Source organism: Bacillus sp. JCM 19034, assembly GCF_001310635.1.
Lineage (GTDB): Bacteria > Bacillota > Bacilli > Bacillales > Bacillaceae_D > Halalkalibacter.
This window is the reverse complement of sequence record NZ_BAXR01000003.1, coordinates 57,067-84,016: the sequence shown is the minus strand read 5'-3', so window position 1 is coordinate 84,016 and position 26,950 is coordinate 57,067. Positions and strand designations below refer to the sequence as shown.

Annotated in this window: 27 protein-coding genes, 2 tRNA genes and 1 pseudogene; 3 read left to right on the top strand and 27 right to left on the bottom strand. The window is 36.7% G+C overall.

The window, feature by feature from the left end:
- Window positions 1–102: 102 nt before the first annotated feature.
- The 19 genes from JCM19034_RS06605 to JCM19034_RS06525 all read right to left on the bottom strand — a co-directional run bounded on the left by JCM19034_RS06605 (window position 103) and on the right by JCM19034_RS06525 (window position 16,007).
- Window positions 103–1,182 (bottom strand): D-alanine--D-alanine ligase, encoded by a 1,080-nt coding sequence (locus JCM19034_RS06605; protein ID WP_062048285.1) that lies wholly within the window; start codon window positions 1,180–1,182, stop codon window positions 103–105.
- A 249-nt stretch (window positions 1,183–1,431) separates the two neighbouring features.
- Window positions 1,432–2,526 carry an AI-2E family transporter gene (locus JCM19034_RS06600; RefSeq protein ID WP_062048779.1) on the bottom strand — a complete coding sequence of 365 codons (1,095 nt, stop codon included), beginning with the start codon at window positions 2,524–2,526 and terminating at the stop codon, window positions 1,432–1,434.
- A gap of 685 nt (window positions 2,527–3,211) precedes the next feature.
- A complete protein-coding gene (locus JCM19034_RS06595) occupies window positions 3,212–3,622 on the bottom strand; it encodes a uracil-DNA glycosylase family protein (RefSeq protein ID WP_231686843.1) in 411 nt (136 codons plus the stop codon).
- Window positions 3,623–3,750: 128 nt separating this feature from the next.
- Complete coding sequence (locus JCM19034_RS06590; RefSeq protein WP_062048283.1) at window positions 3,751–4,719, bottom strand: STAS domain-containing protein; 969 nt, start codon at window positions 4,717–4,719, stop codon at window positions 3,751–3,753.
- Entirely contained in the window at window positions 4,710–5,312 is a 603-nt protein-coding gene (locus JCM19034_RS06585) for a histidine kinase dimerization/phospho-acceptor domain-containing protein (RefSeq protein WP_062048281.1), read from the bottom strand. Before JCM19034_RS06585 ends, JCM19034_RS06590 begins: the two co-directional genes overlap by 10 nt.
- Window positions 5,287–5,613 carry an ATP-binding protein gene (locus JCM19034_RS06580; RefSeq protein ID WP_231686842.1) on the bottom strand — a complete coding sequence of 109 codons (327 nt, stop codon included), beginning with the start codon at window positions 5,611–5,613 and terminating at the stop codon, window positions 5,287–5,289. The genes JCM19034_RS06585 and JCM19034_RS06580 overlap by 26 nt, the downstream gene beginning before the upstream one ends.
- 585 nt (window positions 5,614–6,198) lie before the next feature.
- Window positions 6,199–7,203, bottom strand: a complete 1,005-nt coding sequence (locus JCM19034_RS06575; protein WP_062048278.1) for a DUF3231 family protein — start codon at window positions 7,201–7,203, stop codon at window positions 6,199–6,201.
- A 340-nt stretch (window positions 7,204–7,543) separates the two neighbouring features.
- A complete protein-coding gene (locus JCM19034_RS22940; RefSeq protein WP_231686841.1) occupies window positions 7,544–7,912 on the bottom strand; it encodes a hypothetical protein in 369 nt (122 codons plus the stop codon).
- The gene (locus tag JCM19034_RS06570) at window positions 7,906–9,213 is read right to left on the bottom strand and encodes an ABC transporter substrate-binding protein (protein WP_231686840.1); all 1,308 of its coding nucleotides are present in this window, start codon (window positions 9,211–9,213) and stop codon (window positions 7,906–7,908) included. Before JCM19034_RS06570 ends, JCM19034_RS22940 begins: the two co-directional genes overlap by 7 nt.
- A gap of 475 nt (window positions 9,214–9,688) precedes the next feature.
- On the bottom strand, window positions 9,689–10,129 hold the full coding sequence (locus JCM19034_RS06565; protein ID WP_062048276.1) for a copper resistance D family protein: 441 nt from the start codon (window positions 10,127–10,129) through the stop codon (window positions 9,689–9,691).
- A 128-nt stretch (window positions 10,130–10,257) separates the two neighbouring features.
- The gene (locus tag JCM19034_RS06560) at window positions 10,258–11,049 is read right to left on the bottom strand and encodes a copper resistance CopC family protein (RefSeq protein ID WP_062048274.1); all 792 of its coding nucleotides are present in this window, start codon (window positions 11,047–11,049) and stop codon (window positions 10,258–10,260) included.
- A gap of 66 nt (window positions 11,050–11,115) precedes the next feature.
- On the bottom strand, window positions 11,116–12,045 hold the full coding sequence (locus tag JCM19034_RS06555) for a DUF4198 domain-containing protein (RefSeq protein WP_082393794.1): 930 nt from the start codon (window positions 12,043–12,045) through the stop codon (window positions 11,116–11,118).
- A gap of 107 nt (window positions 12,046–12,152) precedes the next feature.
- Complete coding sequence (locus tag JCM19034_RS06550) at window positions 12,153–12,803, bottom strand: response regulator transcription factor (RefSeq protein ID WP_062048270.1); 651 nt, start codon at window positions 12,801–12,803, stop codon at window positions 12,153–12,155.
- The gene (locus JCM19034_RS06545) at window positions 12,772–13,482 is read right to left on the bottom strand and encodes a sensor histidine kinase (RefSeq protein ID WP_062048268.1); all 711 of its coding nucleotides are present in this window, start codon (window positions 13,480–13,482) and stop codon (window positions 12,772–12,774) included. Before JCM19034_RS06545 ends, JCM19034_RS06550 begins: the two co-directional genes overlap by 32 nt.
- A gap of 16 nt (window positions 13,483–13,498) precedes the next feature.
- The gene (locus tag JCM19034_RS23985; protein ID WP_269431669.1) at window positions 13,499–13,630 is read right to left on the bottom strand and encodes a hypothetical protein; all 132 of its coding nucleotides are present in this window, start codon (window positions 13,628–13,630) and stop codon (window positions 13,499–13,501) included.
- Window positions 13,631–13,845: 215 nt separating this feature from the next.
- A complete protein-coding gene (locus tag JCM19034_RS06540; protein WP_062048264.1) occupies window positions 13,846–14,061 on the bottom strand; it encodes a hypothetical protein in 216 nt (71 codons plus the stop codon).
- Window positions 14,062–14,153: 92 nt separating this feature from the next.
- Entirely contained in the window at window positions 14,154–14,657 is a 504-nt protein-coding gene (locus JCM19034_RS06535) for a CBO0543 family protein (RefSeq protein WP_062048262.1), read from the bottom strand.
- A 98-nt stretch (window positions 14,658–14,755) separates the two neighbouring features.
- On the bottom strand, window positions 14,756–15,217 hold the full coding sequence (locus JCM19034_RS06530; protein ID WP_062048260.1) for a hypothetical protein: 462 nt from the start codon (window positions 15,215–15,217) through the stop codon (window positions 14,756–14,758).
- 10 nt (window positions 15,218–15,227) lie between these two features.
- Window positions 15,228–16,007 (bottom strand): hypothetical protein, encoded by a 780-nt coding sequence (locus JCM19034_RS06525; RefSeq protein ID WP_062048258.1) that lies wholly within the window; start codon window positions 16,005–16,007, stop codon window positions 15,228–15,230.
- 349 nt (window positions 16,008–16,356) lie between these two features.
- On the opposite strand from JCM19034_RS06525, the gene JCM19034_RS06520 reads away from it, so the two are divergent.
- Complete coding sequence (locus JCM19034_RS06520) at window positions 16,357–16,689, top strand: YolD-like family protein (RefSeq protein ID WP_062048256.1); 333 nt, start codon at window positions 16,357–16,359, stop codon at window positions 16,687–16,689.
- A gap of 702 nt (window positions 16,690–17,391) precedes the next feature.
- Entirely contained in the window at window positions 17,392–17,592 is a 201-nt protein-coding gene (locus JCM19034_RS06515) for a helix-turn-helix transcriptional regulator (protein WP_062048254.1), read from the top strand.
- Between the two features lie 172 nt (window positions 17,593–17,764).
- On the opposite strand, the gene JCM19034_RS06510 is transcribed toward JCM19034_RS06515, so the two are convergent.
- Window positions 17,765–17,837: transfer RNA gene (locus tag JCM19034_RS06510), tRNA-Val, on the bottom strand.
- Window positions 17,838–18,019: 182 nt separating this feature from the next.
- Here JCM19034_RS06510 and JCM19034_RS06505 point away from each other — a divergent pair.
- Window positions 18,020–19,264, top strand: coding sequence for a DNA polymerase IV (locus tag JCM19034_RS06505; protein WP_062048252.1), 1,245 nt, complete (start codon window positions 18,020–18,022; stop codon window positions 19,262–19,264).
- 149 nt (window positions 19,265–19,413) lie between these two features.
- On the opposite strand, the gene JCM19034_RS06500 is transcribed toward JCM19034_RS06505, so the two are convergent.
- The 7 genes and pseudogenes from JCM19034_RS06500 to JCM19034_RS22930 all read right to left on the bottom strand — a co-directional run bounded on the left by JCM19034_RS06500 (window position 19,414) and on the right by JCM19034_RS22930 (window position 26,820).
- Window positions 19,414–19,485 (bottom strand) — tRNA-Arg (locus tag JCM19034_RS06500).
- A gap of 131 nt (window positions 19,486–19,616) precedes the next feature.
- Window positions 19,617–20,685: pseudogene (locus JCM19034_RS06495) on the bottom strand (glycoside hydrolase family 105 protein).
- Between the two features lie 55 nt (window positions 20,686–20,740).
- Complete coding sequence (locus JCM19034_RS06490; protein WP_062048251.1) at window positions 20,741–22,369, bottom strand: extracellular solute-binding protein; 1,629 nt, start codon at window positions 22,367–22,369, stop codon at window positions 20,741–20,743.
- 32 nt (window positions 22,370–22,401) lie between these two features.
- The gene (locus tag JCM19034_RS06485) at window positions 22,402–23,301 is read right to left on the bottom strand and encodes a carbohydrate ABC transporter permease (protein WP_062048249.1); all 900 of its coding nucleotides are present in this window, start codon (window positions 23,299–23,301) and stop codon (window positions 22,402–22,404) included.
- A gap of 43 nt (window positions 23,302–23,344) precedes the next feature.
- Entirely contained in the window at window positions 23,345–24,022 is a 678-nt protein-coding gene (locus JCM19034_RS06480) for an ABC transporter permease subunit (protein WP_370621831.1), read from the bottom strand.
- 568 nt (window positions 24,023–24,590) lie between these two features.
- Complete coding sequence (locus JCM19034_RS22935; RefSeq protein WP_231686839.1) at window positions 24,591–25,730, bottom strand: AraC family transcriptional regulator; 1,140 nt, start codon at window positions 25,728–25,730, stop codon at window positions 24,591–24,593.
- A 61-nt stretch (window positions 25,731–25,791) separates the two neighbouring features.
- Window positions 25,792–26,820: a cache domain-containing protein gene (locus JCM19034_RS22930; protein ID WP_231686838.1), complete on the bottom strand. Its 1,029-nt coding sequence runs from the start codon at window positions 26,818–26,820 to the stop codon at window positions 25,792–25,794.
- Between the last annotated feature and the right edge of the window lie 130 nt (window positions 26,821–26,950).

Genomic DNA, 26,950 nt, shown 5'->3' with positions numbered 1-26,950 from the left:
CCTTTCTGTAAGAAAAACGCGAAACGTCTTTTCTTAGAAGCATATGTGTAAAAGCGACTCTAAAACCATAATTGAATGATTCAAAATCGATTTACTCTGCTATTAAAAAGTGTGTTTTATTTTCTGCTTTTCCTCGTGACGCTCTACTGCTAGCTCTATTAACTTTTCAATTAGCTCGGAGTATCGTATACCTGATTCCTGCCAAAGCATCGGGAACATACTAAATGGTGTAAATCCAGGCATCGTATTCACTTCATTCATGAGGACTTCTCCATCCTTAGTTAAAAAGAAGTCTGCCCGAACTAATCCAGAGCAATCAAGTGCCTTAAATGATTGGATCGCTACATTCTTAATTGCTTCATATTCTTCCTCAGTAATAGCTGCAGGAATAATAAGTCCGGTATCTCCATCCTCATATTTCGCTTTATAATCATAAAAGTCTGTCTTCGGAACAATTTCACCGACAACTGAGCATTGTGGGTTATCATTTCCTAAAACAGCTATTTCAACTTCGCGTCCTTCGATACCTTCTTCAACAATAATTTTCCGATCATATTCAAAAGCAAGTTTAAAGGCTTTAACTAAGCTTTCTCGATCTTTACATTTGCTTATACCAACACTTGAGCCTAAATTGGCTGGCTTTACAAAGCAAGGGTAGCCAAGCGTTTCTTCAACGTTTTTGTATGCTGCTTCTGCATCCTTTTCCCAATCAGAACGAATATACCATACATACTTCGCTTGGTTAATGCCAGCCTGCTCATATATGTTTTTCATCATCACTTTATCCATTCCAACTGCTGAAGCCAATACGCCATTACCGACATAGGGAATGTTTAATAATTCTAATAAGCCTTGAACTGTACCATCTTCTCCATTAGGTCCGTGAAGTAACGGAAATACTACATCAAGCTTCGTTTCATCAGCTTCTTTCGCTGGAAAAATTTCTGTATTTAACGCAACTGAAGAAATAACCTCTCCGTCATGTAATTGAAGCTCTTTAACATCCGCTACAGGGCCTAAAAGCTGTGCACCTTTTATCCACTCACCTGTTTCTGCAATATAAATTGGATGAATCTCAAATTTCGTTAAATCTAATGCTTGAATAACTGCTTTTGCTGTTTGTAATGATACTTTATGTTCGGCAGACTTGCCACCGTATAATAAACCAAGTTTAATCTTCATGCTCGCCCTCCACAATGATTTTCCTTTATTATTGTAACATTACGGCTAATAAAAGAAATACTTATTTTTAACTACTATACTAGTCTGTCTTTGCTAACTCCTATTAGACATTTTAATTATACATAACACTTCTTTTTGTCGGTTGTATTACTTAAATTACTATCAAATAAATGACAATCATTAAAATGAGCCCACCGTATAAGTGAAACACTTTTACGACAGGCTTACACATTTGAATGTCTAACATCATCATCCGTTAACTTCTTCATTACCACTACTTCTAACTTTCCATAATCGATAAAAATGAGTGGCTATTACTTTAACAACAGCATATGTTGGGATCGCTAGTACCATTCCAACAATTCCGATAAACCTTCCTGCTACTAATACTAAGATCATAACCGTTACTGGGTGTATCGACATTGTCCGACCAATGACCTGTGGTTGAACGAAAATACTTTCTATTTGCTGAATCACGACTACAATAATGAGAACGAGTACAGCTTGCATCGGGGAATGCAATAACGCAACAATAACAGATGGAATTGCCCCAATCCAAGGGCCAACATATGGTATGACATTTGTTACCATTCCAAAGATCGCCAAAATTAAGGCAAATTCTAAACCGATACTAACAAAACCTATATAATATAACAAACCGATAAATAAACAAACAAGTAACACACCTTGTATGTATCGACTTAACGTTTGGTCTAAATTCGTTAAGATCGGTTTTATTTCACCTTGTTTTTCCTTGCTAACGAACTTTAATAGGTAATTGGGAAGTTTCTCCCCTTCCTTTAACAAATAGAAAAGGATAAAAGGGATAATAATAAACAAAAGCAATGTGTTAAATACAGTACCTATAAAGCCCATAATATTTGTAGCTAACTCACCAATGACCCCGCCAAGAACGGCTCCTAACTGTTCAATTTGATCCTGCCAATTTAATAAATCTCCTAAGCCAATTCGTTGCACAGATTCATTTTCCTGCGTCTGTGCAATGAGCAACTGAAGCTCCTTTACTATCGAGGGCATACTAGATATAAAATTGCTAAATTGACGTTGTAGCTCTGGTCCAATTAAAGACCCTAAACTTACCAGTACTCCAATTAAAGCAATATATATAGTTACTATCGCTAAAGCACGTGGCAATTTATGACTTAGAACACGGACGAGAGGCCTTAGTAAATAATAGAGAATACCTGCAAACAAAATAGGGATAAATAACGTTTGTACAAAAACGACAAGAGGTTTGAAAATCCAATCAACTAATGTTCCTAAATAAATGATTAGAAATAGCATGATAATGATCGATCCGATTTGTAACACCTTTTTATACATAATCTGTTCCTCCGCTAACATTAAACGCTTCCTTTTAGTTTCAATAACTCTATTTTACCATTATCATTGCTAAATTGTTAAAATTAACGATCATTTCAACCACTTTTTTGACTTTTTCATATCAAGTTAATGTACCATCTATCAACCTCACCTACTTTAGCAATACCTGTGCAAGCTGTTCCCAAAGTACCCTTCCACTTTCTCTACTAATTCATCAGGACAATCTACGACAAGCACCACTTCTCCCCTTTTTCCCAACCCTGTAGTGCAGACTGTACTTACGTACACTTTAAATCTGCGAACTCCTTTTAGTAGGGTTAAAGTTGTTCATGATTCATCTCATTCCACTTATAAAGTTACTTTCCACGCTATAAAGCATTAGAAAGTGTATATGATCAATGAAGTATGAAGTACAAACATAATGAAATTAAAAATCGTAAAAAAGCAATTGGTCGTATGTGCCAACTGCTTACATCTGCTAATTATGTTGTGCAATAAAGGTTAGCGAGTGTTTTCCAATCATTTAAAAAGGAAGGCCATAAGTTAGGTCTTCGTCTAACTGCCAAAGGATGATAAGCTACCGCTGTCTTAAAGCCTTTAACCTCATGAAGCTTTCCACGTAAAGATTTAACATCTACGGCATCGTCTTCAAAAAAAGACTGGACAGCAACATTTCCTAAACACATTATAAATAATGGCTTTTTACCTCTAGTTGAAAATATAGATGTCTTATACAACTTTTTCTTACTGTAGGTTTATCATAAGCTCGAACTGGTCTTCTTTTTAGCACATAGGTAACATATAAATTAGTTACATCTAAGCCAACTTGATGAATGACATTTTGAAGTGTTTGTCTAGTACCACATACAATTGGACTTCCTTCTCGATCTTCACGTGCAACTGGATTATCTAAAAGAACCACTATCGGTGCTTCTGGATTTCCTTCTCCCCAGATCATCCTTGAACCATGTTTATTAAGACCACATTCACAACAGTTTATTTGCTCAAGCGGTGTAGGTTCTTCTGGCCATAAATAATCTTGAAATGTCGACACACCCTTTATCCCACCTTTTAGCTCGTACGTATTGCTTAACATCGAGCATATTTACTCTCCAAAGTCAATTGTAGTATTCATCTAGTTATAGGGAAATATAACTTTAAATTTTGACAATTATGAGAGGCCATATGACGTACATTCAGATAAAAGGTGGGTTATAGCAAATCTTAACTTTTTAGTATGCTTACATTATAGTCAGCAATTGCTTGTTGTAAGGTTCCTTTCGTCTCCACTTTTTCATGTAAATCAATCCCTAGTTCTACAATCGTATTTGTTATTTCTGGTCGAATTCCTGTTAATACTGTTTGACAACCTTGTATCCTTATCCCGTTTACGATATTAAATAGGTGGTCTAATACGCCCGTATCCATGTAGGCAACACCCGATAAATCAATTATAATATGTTGGAAATTTTGTTTGTGGATTTGCTCTAAAGATTTCAATTGGATGTTTTTTGCACGACGAGTATCCACAGAACCAACTATAGGTAATATTGCCATCTCATTAGATATTGGGATAATTGGTACACTTAAATCATCAATTAGCTCATTTTGTGATAAAATTACTTGCTGGGTATACTCTGAAAAACTTGATGCAAAATGTTTCAAATACGTATCTAACTTATAATTGACTAGTCTTTCTAATTCAAAAAATTCCTTATGTTCGACCTGTTTATTTTCGTAGTAATTATAAATAAAGTCCCAATATAACTTACGGAAAGTCTGAAACCATTCCATTATAAGAATTAACTCTAAATTGAGTTCTGCCCAATTCCTTCCATGTTCTTTAGCATGCATAATTAGGCCGTATTCATCGGTATCGTTTAATAATAAAATAATTTTATGTGTGGCTGCTAAAAGAAACTGATTATCAAAGTCATTTGTTTCTTTCATCCTCTCGAAAACACTACTACCTTCTTCACTTAACAAATCAGCAAACTTTTTCTGATTTGTTAAGTAAAACTCTTTAAATTCTTGATTTTCTTCAAACATTAAATTCAACTTCACCACTCCTAACTCTTGCTTTATGGGGATAGGAAAATACAATGTAAAAGTTGTTCCTACATTTATTTCACTATGCACTTTTATTACACCTTGATGATCATACACCGTCGTATAAACTTGGGTTAACCCCATACCTGTACCTGATTCTTTTGATGTGAAAAAGGTGTACCCAATAATTTGAGCTTATCCTTAGGTACACCTACTCCTGTATCAGAGATAGATATAACTAATTGATTCTGATCAACAAAATGTTTAATTGTAATAGATCCAGTACCTTTGATTGCTTCAAAGGCATTTTTCAAAAGATTAAAAAGTGCCTTTTTTAACTGATTTTTCTTACCATAGATGGTTGTATGTACATCACGAAATTCTTTGTTAACTTGTACTTCATACACTTTATCTTGAAATAAATATAAAATTGATTCTAATTCCGAGCTTAAATTAATAGGATAATATTTTTCATCTTCCATATCAGGCTTTGACACATTTAATAAATTTTGCATCGTATCAAGTGCATTCTCTAGTTGTTCATAAGCGATATCAAGGTATTCATGAGGCTGTTCTTCTTTTAATAATTGGAGGAAACCTTTAACAGAAGCCAGTGGATTTCTTACTTCATGTGCAATCCCCGCTGCTATTTGGCCAACAGCTGCTAATCGGTCATTCGCAAGATCCTCTTTTTCTTTCACAATTATTTCATCAACTGCTTTTCCATTTAATTGCAATAATCGTTGTCCCCCTTTCTGATGTATCAATTTTTAAGTCATCCATCAATCTTTTAGCTCCTAGTAGCCCCAATCCTAGTCCTTTTCTATTAAAGTTTGGGTCTCCATTTAGAATTTTATCAATTTCCTTGATCCCTGTTCCATAATCTTGAACAGTTATTTTTAAACCTTTATCTGAAATATACTCACATGAGAATTCTCCTAAACCTCCCGCATGATCTAATATATTATGAGTTAATTCAGAAACAGACACGATTACTTTTTGTAAATCTACTTTTGAAAATGTAATAGAATTAGCCATACATCGTACCGAATTAACAGCAAGAAAGATATCATTTTCAGAACGTATTGTCATATTCTTAGCCATATACAATATTATAAAATAGAAATAAAAAAATTCAATTCATTTCATACTCCCTTTTTAATATAATGTAACATTATATGAGCATCAATAAGACAGGCCCCTTATTTCATAGTATTATTCAACTAATAAGGTGAAAATTTGGTTATTGTTAAAAGTATATTGATATGGCTCTATCAATATAGTTGATCTAATCAATTCGATCATGAAGAATGTATAGCCATAACACCTGAGGATGAGTAACGTAGTACAAGCATTAGAATTCAATTTGCAGGAGCAATATGGGGAATGTTAAGGTTGGATAAACAGCAGGTAATCTATTTAATGAGAAAACAAACATCAATGGGAAACAGTAACGATGATCGTTCCGATTTGACTAACGCTCACAAACATTACGCTAATTACTGTTTCCCCATAGAATATGAGTTTACTTTCTCTGGTATCTTTTACACCTACATACGAAGAATTTCAATGTCCTCCTTAGAAAGCTATGTACATGTTGTCTTGATTTAAACACCATCAAAGTTATATTCTTCCCGTTGCAAATGGTATCTGCTCCATCCATCCTCTCTCAATTAACGTTTTCATCGCATCCTCAACAAAAGCGGCGTTTTTCATTAACGATTTCGCATAAAGAAAGCCTATATCATGTCGACCATTGACGGCTATTGAGTTTCCAAACGATCTCATCTTCATCGAAAACATATCCATTTTATGAGATAGCATCAGTTTTTCCGAAAATGGCGGAATAGTAGATGATGTAACTAAATCGTCAATTAGAGATGGTGATGGCAAATTTTCTTTATGCAGCTTTTCAGTTAAATTCTCAATATGTGTAGTCGTCAGTTTTTCTCCTTTTTTAAACAGCTCCCGAATCTTTTCATCCTTTGCCAATCGAGCAAATGCTCTAATCAATGCTCTACTTGTTACATTGTTTTCAATGTTGTCGTACATATGTGTAATTTCTAATGCATGTAAAGGACGGACGTGACCGAAATAACCATTTAAAAAATCTTCTTTCACAAACTCAACATCTTCAGGAATGGGAATATAAGGCGGTTTAATAATTAGGCCCTTTTTCATTAAGATTTCTTTAATTGAATCCATTAAATCCATCGTCGAATCAATACAATATCTATAAAATTCTTTTACATCACTTCTGTATACAAGAGGTAGGGCTACATTATAAATACTCATACCCGCTTTTGCCGTATATTTTAAATAATGGACATAAAACTCATCGTGAAATAAACGAGGTGCATTAAAATTAACATCATTATCCGAAAATCCTTTTGGAATAGGAAAATCTTCTCTTTTAAAAATCTCCTTAATAGCCTTTGCAAATTCCTGACTTAATGTTAAGGCATTTTCCAATAACGTCTTAATATCATTATCCTCAACGTACTGAAGGTAATATTTTAAAATGGGCATTGCCATCGTATTTCCTGCGTAGGTAGCCCATAATTTCCCCATTTCAACTGATGTTAATTTTTCTGTAGGATGCGTACTTAAATTGAATGGTTTAAGCATTTTTCATGTTGCTCCTTATTCATTATTTTTACTTAGTATGTGCTTCAATTCGTATTCTAAACATTGTTTATAATGATTCATAAGGAAGATTAGAGGTGGCCGTTTGACAAGCTGTTTACAAACAAGAAGGATACCATTTATTTTTAGTTCATTTTGAAAAAGGACAACGTGGATACACTAGGGGAAAGTTCCATTTAGCACCTCCAATTGAAAGATTCACTAACAAGTGAAGGTGCAGTTTTTATATAGGCAACTAGACTTCTACCCTTGTTCTGATTACTTCTTAATATCACATGCTTACTCCCTACTTTTCACAAAACTCATTAATCACTCCATAGCTCTACTCGTTTTTGATCAACTCTGTAAAATGCTCCTCCATTTCATAGACACCATGTGCTTCAATCTCATCCATAAAACGATCATACACTGAATCAAAATTCCCTGGCTCGGTTAAAATCGCTTCCGGAATACGTGTATACATCGTATCTTGAATTTGTTGAAATGGAACATTAATAGGTGAACTGGCATCCCAGTTTATTTCCCATGCGACTCCCCATGGCTTTACAGGAAATTGATCACCATCTGGAAATAAATCTCCCCATATTTCAACACCATAAGCATCTAAAACTTCTTTTTCGATTTCAGTATAATCTTCTCTTAATTCCTCACGACTATTTATCGTAAATGGCTGACCAGTTGAATCTAGCACGCCATCCCCATAATGTGTCCGTAAGCCTTATACATATCAATACCAGTACGTTTACGAAAGCTACTATCACTTAAACGTTCTTGACGTTGTTCAGATGATAAATACCGAACACCTTCCTCATTAAGCTGGTAATGAACATCTTCAATTCCCCAATTATTTAATATTTGTGCTTCTTCTGAAGCCATCCAATCTAAAAACTGAATGGCACGAACAGGATCTGGATTGTCAACTGTTATTCCAATCCCCCAAGATGGGATATAACCGTTATCTTGAAAGTTACGTGGCTCAAAACTTTCATCTAATGTTACTGGATAAACTCCATACATTCTCTCATATTTACCAGCTTCTCGAAGAGCTGTTTGCGATTCACTTATTGACCAGTCCGCATCAATTAATCCTAGAACACGACCCGAGCCAATTTTCGATTTGTATTGATCCTCTTGTTGAACAAATGATTCTGGATCAAGTAATCCTTCTGCGTTCATGTGGTTTAACCAACGGAAGTATTCTCTTTCCTCTGGACGGCGATAACGTAACATGGCTTCATGTGTTTTTTCATCGATAAACCACTCTCCATCATCAGGTGCACCTGTAGTCCATCCAGCCGGGTTTGTGACAGAAATGAGGATACGCCAATCATCTGCTAGCAACGTTAACGGAATCGTTGGTTGACCATCAATTTCAGGGTGCATTTCATAATATTCTTTGATTGCGTTTTCAAAATCATCAACTGTATTAATCTCAGGATATCCCAATTCTTTTACAACTTCATGCTGTAACCAAAAGCTATGTCCTGGCTCCCAGTTTTGTTGATCAACTGGATAAGTACCTAAAAAGTATATCGAATCGTCGTCTTCACTCCATTGCATTCGATTTAAATAATCTCCATATACCTTCTGAATATTAGGGGCATGTTCTTCAATAAGTGGACGTAAATCGATCATTGCACCAGCCTCAACTAACAAGTTACCGTCACCTTTTGGTAAGACGAAATGTGGGTAATCACCACTTGCGGCAAACAGTGAAATTCGTTCCGCTGGGTCTCCTAGAGCAAAATCACCTTCTAACGTTACACCTGTTTGTTGTAAAATTACTTGCCCAATTTCAGTATCCATTCCATTCCAATCTTGATTCGTATCTGCTGCAAAAAATGAAAATGTTATCGGTTCTAAGTCCCCATCAAGTATATCTTGCTCACTTTGGTTTTCAGTCATATTTTCTTCACTACTGCAAGCTATAATAAGTAACAATAACCCTAACGTAATGATTCCACCTATTAATTTCTTGGATAATTTAGACATTACATTAACCTCCTTATGGTACCTTTTTTATTATTAGATGTATAACACAGTTATTGCACAAAGTCCTACCCATCCCTTTCTCAACAAATAATCTTGACAACAGAATGATCAAATTGGAATTGTAAGCTGTGTAACCTACGTAGGAATCTAATAAGCTCACTGGCGAGAATTAATAGTGCAATTTTGTGTAGTTACGGATTACAAGTTAAAGGTATCTGTATGATTAGTAAATCGTTTAGCTCCTCAATTTACATTCATCATAACGAAAATAGTATCAGTGGAATACCACAATGATTACAAGTAGATTCATGCACTAATTGTGTATGCGTTTACAAAAACTTTCTCTTTAAAATAAATTTAATTAGCAAAAAAAAAAGCAATACTAGTTCTTGATCTAATTTGTAAGTAATGATGTTTGCTAGCATTATCCTCACATATCGTTGCATTCTTGTCCTGAAGGGGGAAAATCATTTACTTAATGATTATGATGCTCTTGTTTAGTAGGAACCTGATGTTCATGGCTATTTACAGGAGGGGAAGACGTTGATAATACCCCTGCTAGAATAACTACGGTCAATGCAGCCAATAATTCACACCTAATGGCCCAAAGAAATTTAGGCATGTTTTTCTCATGTTCTTCACCAGTATTTAATAGCTTTGGTAACAAAATAAAGCGATGAACTCCTGCGATTATTAAAGCTAGGATAAAGAAAATAAGCTTCCATAACAGAACACCCCCATAATCATGAGAACGAAGGGACTCCAATGATGGCACGTAAGAAAGGCTTAATAAAAATCCTGTCATTGATACCATTAGTATCATGATAAAAGCAATAACGGAAAAACGTTTTAGCATTTTATGAAAAAGCAATAACTCTTTGTAAGTTCTTCCTAATCGAAAGGAATAGAAAATCAAACCTAACAACCCACCAAACCATATTGCCGAGGCAAGTAAGTGCAAAAAATGAGATATGACCATATTAAATTGAAGAGCATGACCAGTTAGTGGAAAAGTTAAAATTAATAATAAAACGAAGAAGCTCGTTACCCATTTTGAGTGTGATTTGATAAAAAAATTAGCGAAGCACCTAATAATATTGGACGAATACATGACACAACCCCTATGACCGTGGAGGTAGCTAATACTCCCATCGTCCTCCAAAAATCAAGATTGGTCCATGTTCCTTGTGTAAATGGTTGTGCACGAATGTATAAATGTCCAAACCCTGTTAGTAAGAAGAGAGCTAGCCCAATGATACAAATGGTAATTGTAATTCTATTCATTTTAACTGTCTTTAAAGAGTTTTCATCTATGATCCAATACGTGAAGAAAAACAATCCCGCAATACTTGTAATGACGATTACATCTATCGTTCGCAGAACCATATTCCAGTTAAATGTATGATTTTCATTTACTTGTCGTTCCTCCGTATATTCCTCAAGGGCAATCGTTTCAGCTGGACGGTTTGGTGGTAGCTCAACTCCGACAGAAAATCGATAGGAGCCATCAGTTACGTGAGTATCTAGTGAGAGCACTTGCCAATCGACATAATAAATCCCATCTTGTAAAGGTGAAACATCTAACACTAACCAAATATTGTCTTCTCCCTGCTGCTTCGCTTCAATCAATTCACCGTGTTCGGTTTTTATTGTAACTGTGCTTACATTCGTATCAATCGGTTCCGTGAATTTAAGACGGATTTCATTTGGGGATTCCTCAAGCTCTGCCTCTTGAGTAGGCATAGAGTGATCAAGGTATGCATGTGCATTCACTTTATAAGGAATCAATAATAATATAAAACATAGCAGGAAAATAAAAGGGATCGGCTTTTTCATTCGTATCACCACCATAGAAGCAAAGGAACGTTATTTGGATGAACCGTTCCTTTGCTTCGTTTCTTTTTATTTACTTTTTCTAAACAATAGAATGAGGGATACTAACAACCCGAGAAACAAGAAAATCGAAACTAAAAGAAATGGGTTTTGTAAAATTTCTGTCGTGTTATTAGACAGTTCCTCAGTTGTATGGCCCGCTCCATTTTGTACAACGAACGTCATTGTCGCTTCATAATTTGTTTTATCAAACTCTCCTTCTTTTCCTTCATCTGTATAAGGCTTCGCTCTCATTAAATAGTAATCAGCCTCGCCCACAGTAAAAGTTGCAATCCCATCTGCATTTGTTGTAATTACTTCTGCATCAGATGTACTTCGGCGTATTAAAGAAACGTCTGTGTCTGCTAACGGCTCCCCGTGCAAAAACAAGGCAACTGATAGTTCTTCTTCAGGTGTAATCGCAGCTGGGTTAAACAACGGAACAAACTCTGCTCGATCAGGACTTACTTGTTGATCAAACCCTTCAAAATCTTTAACTTGGCTTATCACTGGAATATCGTTAATCGCTACAAATGATTTTGCATTTCGTAATGTTCTGCTTGCTTCATCACCGTGAGCGAATATGCTATCTCCCTCGACCGAGACGATGTATGCTCCAGGAGTCGAAGAAGAAAATGAGGCTACATAATAGTTATTAACTCCTGCCTGTGCTCCATCGACCTCAGACAATTCTCCAGTGTAAAATAATGTATCTGATATATCGATTTTCTCCCCAGTCGGTGTCGTGACAAATACGCTTGAGTTGTCTGAATTCCACGTTCCATCGATGCGATAACTAGCATGGTCGTTTGAATGATTTCCAAACAATAGCTCAACATAAGATACTTCACCTGCTTCTATAATAGGCGAATTCGTTTGAGACCATCCGTCATGAGCTACCGTGGTTTGAGTAAACAGAACCGCAAATAGAAGTACACCCATTAAAACGAGAGATAACATTTTTTCATAATATAGCCTCCTAGGTTTTGTAAGTCCTTATTACTATAATAGAAACAAATGATTTCAACTATCACTCGAACGGGCTATATTAGCGGCCGGGAAGTAAATTATTCTTTTTCAATCCATCCATTTTTATAGGCGTACCTTGTTAACTGAACTCTATTCTTTAAATGTAATTTCTGTAAGATGTTTTTTAGATGATTTTTAACGGTGTATTGTGAGATAGTGAGGTGGGCTGAAATTTGTTTGTTCGTATTTCCTCTTGCCACTAATTCAAGTACCTCTTTTTCACGAGCAGAGAGTGGGGTCTTTTCTACTATCGTTTCTCTTTGTGTAGTAAATTCTCTAAGGATTTTATTTGCTAAGTCCTTAGACATCGGAACTTCATCATCAGCAACCGCTTGTAAATAGGCATACCAGGCTGCAGGATCGATATTTTTTAACAAATATCCTTGAGCCCCTTTTTTTAAGGCTTCAAATAGATTGGTTACTTCATCTGAAACAGTGATAATGACCACTTTTACTTTAGGAAACCTTTCTTTAATTTGTTTTGTTGCTTCTAATCCATCCATTTGCGGCATGTTAATGTCCATTAAAATGAGGTTAGGCATAAGTTGTTCCGTTAATTTAATCGCCTCTCTACCATTAGTTGCCTCACCGACAATTTGAAAATGCTCTTGCAAGCTTAAAAGCTCATGAATGGCCTCCCGTGCATGTGCATGATCATCAGCTACGAGTATTCGAATTGATCGTGCCATCCGTATCGTTCTCCTTTTGTATCCGTATTTTTGTTCTTTCGTTGCTACTATTAATAGTTAAGTGCCATCCCATTTCCTTTGCACGATCTTTCATAATAGCTAGACCGTATTTCCCCTTTGTTATCGAGTTTGGATCAAACCCATTTCCATCATCTTCAATCATACAAAGCCAGCCATCTTTTGTTTCTTTTAATGTCAGCCAAACTTCACCGTTATTCGCATGCTTCCTAATATTCATCAATGCTTCCTTTATACAGGCATATAACTCTATTTTTTCTTTAGCCGTTATAGAGGAATCTCGTAATGTCCATTCAACATTCATCTTGTTACTCGTTTCTTCTCTAAATTGATCAATTAAGGCTCCTACTATATCACTCCAAGGAAGTGATTTTTTATCAGGAGAATGTCTCAGCTTCCAAATGGCTTGCCTCACGTCTTCATGAACATGCTTGACTGTCTTTTTAACATTTTGATATAGCTCTACATTCTTCAATTTCCTTTCATTATTCTCTAAATTAGTCATTTTAACAGATAAAAGAAATAGTGACTGGGCAATACTGTCATGTAGTTCACGTGAAAGCTTTTCTCTTTCTTCAAGAATTGATTTTTGTGCTTTCTGTTTTTCTAGCTCTTCTTTCATCTGCTCTAATTGAGTAAATAGTTTAACAACAACGATCATTGTTACTAAAAAACAATCACAGGGAGAGTAAGTTCCCTACTTCCATAGAAATGTATGGAAGTAAATATTCATGCCGAACATATTCCCAAGCAGCACTTGTTAACGTCGGAATGAGAAGGATAAGCCATTTGATTTGTTTATAAGTCATTTTCAACTCCTATTTTTTTGTACATCAAATTATAAAATAGACGACAGGTTCTACCTCGTCGAACATAAAATATTTGTATTTCTTCATTAAAAGGTATTCAGCTTGTTAATAAAAAGACCTTCAACATACACCATTTTATACATTTGGCGTATGTTGAAGGCCTTTATCTAAGCTCATATATGATATAGTAACAAACACAAACGACTAAACTATAGCTATTGCTTCATTTGAAAGTTGTTCACTTCCACTTCATTTAAAAAGTTAAAAACAATTGTAAGAAAAGAGAATGCGAAAATCACTATAATAATTGCAAATAAAGTGGCACCTCTACCATTATTAGATACCTTATATAGAACTGCCGATATATATTTCTTGATTGCGGTATCCACAATTGGTCTAGCTTTGATTGTCCATACGATAAATTCGTGCAACGAAATCCTCAAAATGTCGATTAATTGTCACGATGCAGTTGCGATATAATTGCAAACTGGGACCGCTGCTTTACAATAGGGGGATGAAGTAGTCAGGTGTGAAGCTCACTATATTGCTTTCCTTCCATTTTCCTTACCCAGCTTATCCACAGTCTAGTCAATAGAGATTTGATAGTAAGACTAATAAATGAATGATACCATTCCCACCCTCTTTTAAATTTTATTAACCCCGTTTTTCTTTCTGCCCATAGTTCTATTAAGACCATTGGTATTGTGAGGCAAAATAATTTTAAAAATATAATTAACGGTTTGTCTCGTGCTGTGAAACGATTATATACGACAGTCATAATAGGGTATAACAAAAAGTCAAACAAGATGTTTGTTTTAAATATTTTTGGTAATAACCTTACAGGATACTTTACTACTTTGTGAGAAACAACAACCGTATCAATAAACCCGTTCGTAAATGCATTCCATAGAAAAACTAGAAGCCAATCTTTTATTGGTGGTTTCCTGAAGACAATTGGTAACAGGCCAATTCCTAAAACAAATAAGGCTCGTAAGATAAATTTATCCTTTGTTTTATTTCCATTCATAATGTAAGCACCCCTTTAACATATAGTGTGCCATGTTATTTAGATAATATGAGTAGATATCTTACCTTAAAATCGCAAGTATAACTTGGAACTAGTCATTATTCGTCAACTTTAGCAACCCCCAGAGCAAGGTGATCCCAAAGTACATCTTCTACTTTTTCAACTAATTCCTTTGGACAGCCGACAACGAGAACAACTTCTGATTGTTTACCTTTTACAACCTTTCTCCTTTTATGAACAACTTTAAAAATGATATAGTCAATGATGAAGCCTAGGATGAATCCACCTGCTGCTCCGATTAACCCCCAATAAATAGGACCCCACTCTAAAATAAAACCTACACTTGCACCAATAACAGAGAAGGCAGTTCCTATAGCGGCTCCTTTATCAAATAGACTAATACCATCTGCCCTATGAAGTGTATCAAATAACCTTCTTTCCTCTACTCGGTTCTCGAGGGGAACAGCGAGTATGTGATCCTTTTTTACACCTAGTTTCTCTAACGATGTAATAGCTAATTCTAAATATGTTGAGTGCTCGAAGGTAGAGAATATTTGCATTTAGTTCACCTCATCTACTGACGGGAAATGTCACACGATATCGTTGATAATGTTCATTTAGGAATTTACGTTGTTCACTCTCATAAAGCTTATTATTTTCTACTGTATTGATGTATGAATCATAGATAGCAAACCCGTAATGAGAAGGTAGAAATAACAGCCACTGTGGATCAACAACTTGTGTTGCTTGACTAATTTCACCCAAAAGTAAAAACTGAATGGCAACAAGAACGTTTGAAAAGTATATAAAAAAAATCACAAAACCCATCGTAAAAATTGCAGTTAATACTCTATGGATATATAGTTGCCCTAACCCTGGTGTAAAAATAGACCAAATTATTGCATTGAGTGGCCTTCTTTTATCTAGATAATTAATTTCTAAAGAACCCATAGTATACGAGTTAAAGGTAGCGTTTTCTCGTTCTGCTAATAGGAATACCTTATTCATATCAACAGTTGTCCGATAACTGTCCCAAATCGCATAAAGGTAAACGGGAATATACAGGAGAAACCATCTAGGCTCCAGCACTTCCTTCGCCATTTCAATATTACCGGTAAAAGAGTAAACCATTGAAAGGTTTAAATTCGTCATATTATTTACAAGGATTTCCCAAAGAAACAGAGCATAACCTCTAAGGTACTTCGATAAAAGAAGGTGACCAAAACCAGGGAAGGCAGCTGACCACCATGCAATAATATAAGGATTTCTTAAATGAAGTTGTGTCGTACCGATAGGACTCACGTGTGCTTTAAAACGTCGTACTCTTTCCGTTGGATTAAAGTTGTTCATGATGAAACCTCAACTTCCCATGAGTTAATCTTTATTTTTTACTTCATTTAGTATTTTTATTCTTATAATCCTCCTGTTTCTTTAAAAACGCCCCGTCTTCGTTGATGAAGCACTTCCTTTCGATTTCTTGGTACTTTCCCGACAAATCATCTCGCATTTCATAATACTTCACGTTTTGTCTTAACAAGACCAAGGTCATTTACAAATATCAGTGCTTATCGCAAATAGGTATAATTTGAACACTCTTTCACCGTTAAAAAGCACTAAGGATAATGCTTTGAGCTGAATGAAAGTCCTTTTCATTGATGCAAGAACAGTTGTTTGTATATAATAGAAATGAGGTGATCACATGAAAAAGCTACAAAGAGGTAATAAGCTGTGGCATATGCAATTTATTCTTCCCGAACACAGCGAAGCTTTACAACAATGGTATTCGGAGCAAGACAAGGTGCCTAAACCTTCACTTGATGAACAAGTGATAACAGAGATTGGATTTGTCATGATGGATAGCCTTAATAACGAGATTGATGTTAAAGTTGTATATTGGAAAGACGGATTTATTAAAGAAGTTATTGGTATCATTGATCGAGTAGATCGACAGCAAAAATACATGAAAATCCTAACTAAGGATGACATCATAACCATTAAGGTTGACTGTTTGATGAGTGTAGATAGAATTTAAGCCAAGTTTGAAGGGTAAACCTACATTCAAGGGTAAATAGAAATGTATTTAGCGTTCTTATCCGATCAAATTAACACTTCAATTAGCAATGCTAGCTATCAGAATATAACCAAGGTATTGCTGGGTGCATCCTTTATTCTGGTAATAAATATATAAAAATAAAATAGAGACATATAATTAGTCCAAAAAGAATTCTAGTATATTTAATTAGGCTGTATATACCGCAAAAAAAAACTTACTAAAAGTTCAAATAATGCTATTGGATAAACAGAGTAATTTTCAATAAGGCATTTAATGTTCGGAAATCTTCATGATCCTCGTAAATTTCGTTAACATTTGGGATTCTACAATAATGTCCCAATCATATATGCATACGTCTGTCTGTTAATTTGACATTAACCTCCACTCCCTTTCAAATCGTCCCTTAAATTTTATTCACCGCGCTACTTTTTCAACTTTACGGTTCGATTTAAATCATTTGTTAGAGTTCATTCAAAAGGAAAATGGTTGGTTATGTTCTTTATCCAATTTTTCAGCAAACAGTAATGCACTAATGATAATTAGCTACTTATTCAAAAATTTTTAAATCCACTGAAAATATTACACTTAATTTTCACAAATTTCCCACCGATATAATAAGTAACAGAACTTTTCAAAGATATTACTGTGACAACAAAATAATAAGGAAAAGAAGGTCTTTACATGAAAGAGAAAATAAGGATATTAATCGATTCTGATATTAAATCCTATATCATAAGTAAGGAGACAGGGATTCAGCAAAGTACCATTTCAAGATTAAGAAAAGGAAAGATTCAGATTGGAAGGCTTACCTTAGATACCGCATTAAAGTTAGTTGGATTTTATGATCAAAACAAAGATAAATTGAAGCCCCCACAAGCGTGAGGCTCTTTTTATTACCCGAACATATACCCCACTTTTGCGGATCGACTATCCTTTCGCTATTTATGTGATCTAAACTTTCAAACTTCCTTTTTATCCACAAAAAAACACCACTTAAAGTGATGTTTTCGTAGAAATCCTTGTTCCAGAAGGATTTCACGGGTTTGGCACCCAATGACCCGTACTGGGTTCGAACCAGTGACCTCCACCCTGTCAAGGTGGCGCTCTCCCAGCTGAGCTAACGGATCATGTTATTATTAACGACAAAATTCATTCTATCAAAAAAGATGACCAAAGTCAATCCTTTTCATATCCCCTCTCCCTCCTTCCATATTTTTCACTTTGAATAAGACTAACGTTCGTATATACTATATGTACTAGTATTTCCTTACACATCTTATGAATGAAACACATCAACTGAATTGAGGGGATGGAGATGGAACAAACGGTTTTCTTAATTGATATGGAATCCTTTTATGTTTCGATCGAGAAGAACTTTTACCCAAAATCAAAAGGGAAACCAACGGTCGTTTCTGGTGACCCTAAGCGGCGTAGTGGGGTAATTCTAGCGGCTTGTCCAATCGCAAAGAAATATGGTGTCCAAACCGCTGAACGGCTTTGGGAGGCTCAGCAAAAGTGTCCAGACTTATTCATTATTAAACCGAAAATGGAAACATACGTCAAAGTATCTGTACATATTACAGAAATTTTGTATCGTTTTACCGATTTAGTTGAGCCTTTCTCGATTGACGAGCAATTTGTCGATGTGACTGGCTGCCTTCATGCATATGAATCTGTTGATGCTCTTGCTGAGTTAATACAAGAGACAATTTTAGCTGAGACGGGAGTATTTGCTCGAATTGGCATTGGCGACAATAAGCTTTTGGCAAAAATGGCTTGTGACCGTTTTGCGAAGAAACGGAAAAACGGACACTTTACACTACGGAAGAAAGATGTCGTTACGCATATGTGGCCACTTCCGATTCGCTCCCTTTTTGGCGTAAGTAGCCGCATGGAGCGACACTTCCACAATATGGCGATTCGAACAATTGGACAGCTCGCCCAAACACCACTTGAACGAATTAGAAAGAAGTGGGGTATTCCGGGCCATGTTTTATGGCTGAGTGCAAATGGATATGATGATTCCCCTCTTGTCGCTGATTTTTCATCTAATAGAGAAGCGAAAGACATCGGCCATGCGATGACATTGCCACGTGATTATGAGCATTTAAGCGAAATAAAAGTAGTCCTCCTTGAGCTATGCGAAGAAGTCGCTTCGCGTGCTCGGCAATCACAGCAGCTAGGAGCAACGATAAAAGTCTTTGCAAAAGGGGCTAATTTTGAACAGCCGTTCTCGTTTTTGCGTCAACGCCCTTTGCCGTATCCGAGTGATTATAGCTTAGACCTTTACGCCGTCGCCGTTCCATTGTTTAAGCATTTTTGGTCAGGTCAGCCAATTCGGCAAATAGGAGTAACCTTATCGAAGTTAAGCTCTAGCCATACACGACAATTGAGTTTATTTGAGACTGATGCAGATACCAAGGAGAGAATTGGGCAAACCATGGATGTGATTAATCAGCGCTTTGGTAAAGCAGCCATTTTTCGTGCGGTATCACTCACCCCGGCTGGTCAAGCAAAAGAACGAGCCAAAAAAATCGGCGGACATTACAAATAGATGCAGAAAAGTGCGTAGTGTCTTAGATACCCTTTTCTTTGATTTCCATAGCTTATTTCTGCGGATTTAATATTCATCCAATTTTTAATAAACTAAAAAAAGACCTCTTAGCTCTTAATATGCTAATGAGGTCTCTTTCCGTATAACAACGCGCCTAGTAGGACTCGAACCTACAACGCAAGAACCGGAATCTTGAATGATATCCCTTTCACCATAGGCGCATGCGACAGTTAATAGTTTATCGTGATGACGTTGAAAAGTCAATTAGATTCTATCCGCAAAAAAGAGTTTCAATGCATGTACAGCAATGAAACTCCTCCAAAAATAAAATATGATTATATCTATCGTTTTCTTACTTAACGTTCACGTTACGATCAGAGTTCGCTTCATTAAAATTGATTACTTCAATAACAGACGAAAGAAAAGCAAGTGCTAATCCTTGTCCCCATCCTTGAGCCCACTTCCGGTCTATATCAAGATATCCCTGTATGTCATTCATAACAGCTGTTCCACCAGAAACATTCAATACTCGCCCGTTATCAGCGATGTTGTTTAAAATACCAGTAAGTGCCTTCTGAACGTACTTTCCGTGAAGAGGATTACCTTGCATAACCATCGCTGCAGCAATACCTGACGTTGCCGACACTTCGCCGTATGAATCTGGAAAATCAAGAACGGTACCCCAAAGCCCATCTTCCTTTTGCAACTTTTTACTGGCGGCCAACTGATCACGCAATGAGCATCCAATGTGCATAAATGGCGGGTACAAATAAGCTTCTGGCAACACTCTTCCCACTCTTGACATTGTATAAGCGGCCCAAGCGTTAGCACGAGCCAGTAGATTCCCGACATATGATTTTTCTTAATATGATTATAGCCATGATACCAAAGGGCCGAGTTTTCATCCTGCAAATATTCAATATGCCATTTAAACTGGTGAAGTGCATCATCAATCAAGGCTTTTTTCTCTAATAACACACCGGTGCGAAGCTGGAAGTAAGCGGCCATAAACAACGTATCTGCCCAGCACTGTTCAGCAAAATCGTTATTAGTTGACACCGTATGCTGAAGTACACGATCGCCAAATCGTAACGCTTTATTTTCCAAATAGTCGAGTTTGCTTAAAATGATATCGAGATATTTTTGATCCTTTGTTTCTTTATAAAGGGAAAGGAGTATATGTCCCATTGCACATGTATTCACGGTCCAAGCAGGGAGTCCGACTTTCAAATACTCATCAACCAATCTTTCGCTCGCTCCAAATATGCCTTTTCTCCTGTCACATCATAGGCACGACTAACACCATAGAAAGCTACTCCTCCGGGCCATTCCCACGTCAAGTCCATCTCAAACGTATAGTTCACCACACGATCTACCATTTGCCTCAATTCATCCGAAGTTTGTTCAATCGTCAGCTTCATGTTTCCTCCTATCAAGAGCTTACTTAGAAGTAGGGGCTCTAATTGTTTGTCTAATTTATTCAATATAATTGTAATTTCCTGCATCAATTGCTGCCTGTTTTTCGTCAAGTATTTCCTGATAGCCAGCATCAAGATATTGTTGCTTAGCAGCTTCATACTCCTCGTCAAATTTGTCTTCTGGACCAAGTACAACCTTTAAGTACAGCTCTTGGAATAGTGCATTCAAGTCTGCCTGGTATTCGTTTTGACTTTCAATAACAACTGTGAACAAGGCGTCTGATGTAGAGTACTCTTTTGTCTCGTCTTGGTACCTGAATAAATCTTCTACAATATACTCATAACCTGGAGGAGACCAGAAGTTTTTCATCGCTTCACGCGTTAATTCATCAGTACCAAAATAAGGTGCCTCCGTCACAAGTGCCCAATAGTCCTTATTATTGTTCATAGCAAGTGCTGACTCTCCGTTAAAGTCACTATTTGCCACAGGGAAACCGTTATCATCAAGCGTATAGTTCTCACCTTCAACTCCATTTTGTAGGAAGAATAAGTTATCTGTCTGACTCATCCACTCTAGGTAAAGCCATACTGCAATTCGTTCCTCATCGGTCGCCGCTTCATTAATACCCATAATTAACCCAAATGGCCAATCAGCACGTCCTTGAGGTACACGACCTTCTGGTGCATGTGGAGGAATAACAGCAAATTCGGCTTCGGGATTGTTTTGTAGCGTCGCTTCAAAGATATCCGTGTTGCTAGAAATGTATTCCCCATATGTCCCGGTTCTACCCGCGACGAATTCTGTTTTAATTTGATTACCGTCCATGCGTAAATAGAACTCTTGGTCAATTAAACCGTTGTGATATTGATAGCTTAAGTTACGAAGCCAACGTTCTGTGTCTTCGGTCGTAAAGTCTGCTACCATGAGATCCGAGTAAAGAGCACGATATTCTGGTTCAATTGGCCAGTCACGAAAAGCATAGTTATAATTGTAAACATTGGCTGTCAATCCACCACCTAATTTACCAAGTCCAGCTTCATTCCATTTCATAGCCAATTCATTAACCTTCTCAAGTGTTGTTAAATCTTCTACTTTCATCCCAACCTGTTCTACCCAGTCTTTTCGAATAATTGTTACAAAGTTCGTGATATCTGGTCGCTCAGCAAAGAAGAAAATATTTTCTCCATCAACAACACCGTATTGTTCAATTGTTTCACTTAAATTTTCCCAATATGTTGGAGCATACTCAGCAATTTCGTCCAAATCTAACGGCTGCATCACACCGGCACCATAATAAGCTAGTGCTTGAGGCATATCGTAATGGAAAATAATATCTGGTGCATTACCAGCAGCAAGCAATTGTTGATAATCGGTTACTTCATTGGCCCGTGCGATTGGGACAAAATTGACATCAACGTTGTGAGTTTCACCAAACTCTTCTTGAATCCAACGTGTATAGAAATTGTCGGTTACATTCCAACCTTCAAAAGCTCGATCATAGACCGGGATATCGAGGGTTACTGTTTCTTCAAACCTCATGTCACCATCACTTGGTAAAGGACCATTTTCATTTGCAGTTTGTGACTCATCATCATTATTAGTAGTAGTGTCACTTGAGCAAGCAGCTAAAAAGCCGCCAAGCAGGAATAAAGCGGTTACAATTATAAAGAAATTCGTTTTTTTCATGGATATCCCCCATTTTCATTTAAATTTCAATACTATTCCTTAACAGATCCAATCATAACGCCTCGAACAAAATACTTCTGGATAAACGGATACACACAAATAATCGGAAGTGTTGCAAAGACCACAACTGCTGCTCTAAGCACTTCAGGGCTGCTCGTTTGCACAAACGTCATTTCAAGTTGAAAGCTCTCGCTCGCTTGTACAACGAGATAATACAATTTTAACTGCAATGGTCGTAACGCTGTCTCATACTTAATATAAAATAGAGCGTCTTGATAGGCATTCCAACGACCGACCGCATAGAAAAGGGATAACGTTGCCAAAATTGGCTTTGTTAATGGAAGGACGATACTCCATAGAATTCGGAAATGTCCTGCTCCATCCATACGTGCTGATTCTTCCAAGCTAACTGGAACTGTGCTAGTAATTGAACTTCTTAAAATTAGTAGATTGAAGGCACTAAATGCCCCTGGAAGGACAAGCGACCAGATCGAATCAAGCATACCTAGATTGTTAATAAGTAAATAATCTGGAATAATACCACCAGTGAAGTATAAAGTCATCATAAACATAATGGTAATGAAAGTGCGCCCTTTCAATTGTTTACGAGATAACGGATATGCTGCACAAATGGTAACAATCATCCCCAAAACTGTGAACAACACGGTAATAAGAATGGTTACATATAGTGATTGCAAAATACTTTGATCTGAGAATATTTGAAAATAAGCATCAAAAGTGAATCCTCTTGGCCAAAGAAACACTCGGTTTGCGACCACATAAGCATCATCACTTAACGATTTTGCAACAACATGGACAAATGGCAACAAGCACGTCAAAGATGCAACAATTAACGTTAGGCGAATGACTACATCCCATATGTCAAAGCGCCCAGATCGCTTAACGGAAGTGCTCCTATCGGATGATTTCATTTTTTACCTCCTTTCTAAATCAGTGTGATTATCGTAGTCTCAACTAAAGCAATCCATCTTCACCTAGCTTTTTTGCAATTCGATCTGCAACTAATACGAGAATAAGGCCGATGACAGCTTGGAATAGTCCAAGTGCAGTTGCACGACTATAATCACCATTTTCAATCCCCCAACGGAATACTAAAATCGGGATTGTTGTTGTAAATTCGGTAGTAGCCATGTTTTGTAAAGCGAATACTCTTTCAAAGGAACCACCCATCACATGACCCAAACTCATAATTAATAAGACGACGATTGTCGGTCGGATACAAGGTAACGTAACGTGCCACATCTTACGCCAGCGCCCCGCACCATCAACAGTTGCCGCTTCATACAACTCAGGATTTACACCGCTCATCGCAGCTAGGTAAATGATCGTTCCCCACCCCATACTTTGCCATACACCAATAGCTAGGTAACTAAACAACCAATGGAGGTCACTCTGAAGAAACGGAATCCGATTACCTCCAAGTTGCTCAATAAGGTTATTAACCATACCACTACCTAATCCCAATAATTGATAAGCAAGAGCTCCAATAATTACCCATGAGAGAAAATGCGGAAGATAGAGGAGCGTTTGGTTCACACGTTTAAACACGGTTCCCGTTATTTCATTAATTAGTAATGCGAGCATAATTGGAATCGTAAAACTGAGTATAAGATCGGACATATTAAGCAACAAAGTATTGCGTACTGCTTTTCCAAAATCGGGTCGAGAAAATAAATCTCTGAAAACATCAAATCCAACCCACTCACTAGCCCAAAACCCTCTTAAAATATTGTAATCTTGAAAAGCAATTAAGAGGCCGGATAACGGTAAATACTTAAATACGAATGCAAATAATAATGGAATCGTTAATAGAAAATAGAGCTGCCAATCACGGCGAAGATAATAGATGATGCCTTCTTCTCATGCTTTAAATATAAAGCGGTTTCATTTCCTTGATTTACATTTGTATCGATCTTTGCTTTCAAAGTCTCACCTCCCTTATGCAAGTTCCTCAGCTTCGCCTTTTATGTGGCTAGCGAGGTTTGTCATAATCATAATCCAGATAAATGGTAGCGTAAATCTTGAATATTGATTTGCTCCTTTTATAATTGATACAAACTAGACGTTTCATGGGTTTTAAGTATCAGAAATGATCATTATTTACTAGCATAATCAAAAATTAAAGCTGTCTTTATCGGTAAAAACCGAAAAAACAGCTCATCGTTTTAAGAAGACTTAGCCTGCTTATAATTACTTGGGGTCATCCCTTCAAATTTCCGAAAAACCTGTTGAAGCTTTGTGCATTATTGTAGCCGACAGTGGACGCAATTTGTGCAATCGTTAAGTTGGATTCGACAAGCATTTGTTTTGCTTTCTCAATTCTACGAATATTAAGGTGCTCAATTAAGCTACGACCTGTCATCTCATAGACGATCCTACGCATATAGGAGTAACTAATTCCAATATCCTCCGCCATAACCTCGAAATCAATTTCTTCACAATAATGACGGTCTAGATAACTTAAGATACTCTCCCCATAATCGTTTGTCTGGACGGCTGGCTTCGTAAGGTACTGCATAATATCTTCAAAAAAACGGACAAGATATTTCTCAAGCTCGTCCAATGTATCGACCGAGGCAAGAGATGTATAGATGTTATCTCTACCGGCAAAAATTCGCGTTGTACTAACATTATTCTCTCTAAGGTGTTTAATACAAATACCTACTAATTGATGATAAATAAACAAAATATTATCGTAGGAAATGTAATCAGCATAACGAATTTCATCACTTATAACTCTCAATTCTTTTAGAATACTGTCAAGGTCACCATTATCCATAAAATTAAGAATACGCCTTTCACTGTTAACAGGATAAATATACTTTTTGTCATGCTCTTTTTTCTTGCTCCAGTAAGTTATACCTCCACTTCCTTTGATCATACGATGCTTTATAACTTCCATCGCCTCGGCGAAACGAACGGATACCAAATCAATGTTCATTGTAGGACTACTAACACCGATCGTTACGGAACGAGTTAAGTGTTCCTCTGCTTTATTCATAATATCTAGAAGAGAAGTATGAATGATGGCATCGAAATCGTCACCTTTACTCTGCTCATAGTTCAGTACGATGACAAAGCTACCATCTCCTTGATAAACGCATCGGGCCGTCACATTTTCCGGAAACAAACGATTGCAAGCTGATGTAAAAAGGTAACAATGGTAGCTGCGAGTCTCTGGATTATTCTTATTAACATAGTCCCTGTATTGATCAATCGAGACGACTACGACTAGAAAACAAGGAGCTGAGAACATTTCAATTGCACGTGAAGACCATTCCCCTCTTAACAAATTATAAATAGCAAGACTATGGGAATCGTGTTCACGTATATTTAGCATCTTTTGAAGATCCTCTTCCTTTTCCTGCATTTTCTTAAAAGCGACGTCAAGAAAAGCTAGCTCATTTCTTCCTTTTTATTCCTAAGTTCGTACGCAAACTCAAACTTCGGACTAAATCCCTTACAGGTTTAGATAACCATGTGGCTAGAAAAACCGTTAAGATAATTCCTATTAAGATAATAAAGACAGTAAGCAAAATGATATTTCTTTGTAAGCTATGTGTCGTCATCATCAGTTCGTTAACTGAATACACACCCACGTTTACCCACTCAGATCTCTTAGAATGAGTCCATGTGTACAACAATCGCTCACCTTCAAGTTCTCGGAACATATAACCCTCAGTCAATTCATGCTCGTATATTTCACGAAGATACGGATCGTTTGTGCCCCTTTCCAATAACTTACTCTTGTCACTATGAGAGATGATCGTTCCATCTGAATCCATAATGACATATTCCTGTTTACTAGTATCAGATGACCGAAAATAATTCCCGAATTCACTCTCCGTTACATTTACAACGATTGTTCCAGTCGTATTTGTTGAAAGTTGATTGAGTGGCAATACATAGGATACGACGTTTACTCCCGAGTCAAGCTTGCGTGAATACCAGACACCTTTTATTCCCCTTCTCCCTAGTAAGGCTTCTTGTATCCAATCGATTGATTCATATTTTTCCAAATTGGTGATCCCTTTATCAGTAGATACGACATAGTCCGATTCGTTTAAATAAAAGAAAACAGAATATACCCCTTCGCCCCTTCGTTTCAATTGCATGAGTTCTCTCAATACTGCACGTGCATCCAATACGTGCTTAAAATTTGAATTTATTTCTGTGAAGCTCTTATAAGAATGAATTCGGTCAAAAATATTTGTACCTGTAAGTGCTACAGTATTTTGGGCTAAATTATTCATTGCATTTTCGGAGAGCATTCGATTTGCGTTTAATTCGGCTAAAGAGGATTCCGCAATAGCATGCTCTGAATTCTGGACAATTTGTTCACCACTGTACCAAGTTAAAATAGCAATAGGAAGAGCCATAATGCAAAATAGAATGACAATCAATTGCAACATTAGCGGAAATCGTTTCATCCTTGACCACCCTCCTTTACTAATAAAGCGCTTACAAATTAATCAATACAATCCTTCTCTTATACTTTAATTCCACATTTATACTAAACATTCCTTTTAGTAACCATTTTCCACCTAAAAATCACTCTAA

Excerpts from the sequence above, each read along its gene's own strand:
- JCM19034_RS06605 (WP_062048285.1), bottom strand. The coding sequence starts at position 1,182 with ATGAAGATTAAACTTGGTTTATTATACGGTGGCAAGTCTGCCGAACAT.
- JCM19034_RS06600 (WP_062048779.1), bottom strand. The coding sequence starts at position 2,526 with ATGTATAAAAAGGTGTTACAAATCGGATCGATCATTATCATGCTATTT.
- JCM19034_RS06595 (WP_231686843.1), bottom strand. The coding sequence starts at position 3,622 with ATGTTAAGCAATACGTACGAGCTAAAAGGTGGGATAAAGGGTGTGTCG.
- JCM19034_RS06590 (WP_062048283.1), bottom strand. The coding sequence starts at position 4,719 with ATGGGGTTAACCCAAGTTTATACGACGGTGTATGATCATCAAGGTGTA.
- JCM19034_RS06580 (WP_231686842.1), bottom strand. The coding sequence starts at position 5,613 with ATGGCTAATTCTATTACATTTTCAAAAGTAGATTTACAAAAAGTAATC.
- JCM19034_RS06575 (WP_062048278.1), bottom strand. The coding sequence starts at position 7,203 with ATGCTTAAACCATTCAATTTAAGTACGCATCCTACAGAAAAATTAACA.
- JCM19034_RS06570 (WP_231686840.1), bottom strand. The coding sequence starts at position 9,213 with ATGTCTAAATTATCCAAGAAATTAATAGGTGGAATCATTACGTTAGGG.
- JCM19034_RS06560 (WP_062048274.1), bottom strand. The coding sequence starts at position 11,049 with ATGAAAAAGCCGATCCCTTTTATTTTCCTGCTATGTTTTATATTATTA.
- JCM19034_RS06555 (WP_082393794.1), bottom strand. The coding sequence starts at position 12,045 with ATGTTATCTCTCGTTTTAATGGGTGTACTTCTATTTGCGGTTCTGTTT.
- JCM19034_RS06550 (WP_062048270.1), bottom strand. The coding sequence starts at position 12,803 with ATGGCACGATCAATTCGAATACTCGTAGCTGATGATCATGCACATGCA.
- JCM19034_RS06545 (WP_062048268.1), bottom strand. The coding sequence starts at position 13,482 with ATGATCGTTGTTGTTAAACTATTTACTCAATTAGAGCAGATGAAAGAA.
- JCM19034_RS23985 (WP_269431669.1), bottom strand. The coding sequence starts at position 13,630 with ATGACTTATAAACAAATCAAATGGCTTATCCTTCTCATTCCGACGTTA.
- JCM19034_RS06535 (WP_062048262.1), bottom strand. The coding sequence starts at position 14,657 with ATGAATGGAAATAAAACAAAGGATAAATTTATCTTACGAGCCTTATTT.
- JCM19034_RS06530 (WP_062048260.1), bottom strand. The coding sequence starts at position 15,217 with ATGCAAATATTCTCTACCTTCGAGCACTCAACATATTTAGAATTAGCT.
- JCM19034_RS06525 (WP_062048258.1), bottom strand. The coding sequence starts at position 16,007 with ATGAACAACTTTAATCCAACGGAAAGAGTACGACGTTTTAAAGCACAC.
- JCM19034_RS06520 (WP_062048256.1), top strand. The coding sequence starts at position 16,357 with ATGAAAAAGCTACAAAGAGGTAATAAGCTGTGGCATATGCAATTTATT.
- JCM19034_RS06515 (WP_062048254.1), top strand. The coding sequence starts at position 17,392 with ATGAAAGAGAAAATAAGGATATTAATCGATTCTGATATTAAATCCTAT.
- JCM19034_RS06505 (WP_062048252.1), top strand. The coding sequence starts at position 18,020 with ATGGAGATGGAACAAACGGTTTTCTTAATTGATATGGAATCCTTTTAT.
- JCM19034_RS06490 (WP_062048251.1), bottom strand. The coding sequence starts at position 22,369 with ATGAAAAAAACGAATTTCTTTATAATTGTAACCGCTTTATTCCTGCTT.
- JCM19034_RS06485 (WP_062048249.1), bottom strand. The coding sequence starts at position 23,301 with ATGAAATCATCCGATAGGAGCACTTCCGTTAAGCGATCTGGGCGCTTT.
- JCM19034_RS22935 (WP_231686839.1), bottom strand. The coding sequence starts at position 25,730 with ATGCTAAATATACGTGAACACGATTCCCATAGTCTTGCTATTTATAAT.
- JCM19034_RS22930 (WP_231686838.1), bottom strand. The coding sequence starts at position 26,820 with ATGAAACGATTTCCGCTAATGTTGCAATTGATTGTCATTCTATTTTGC.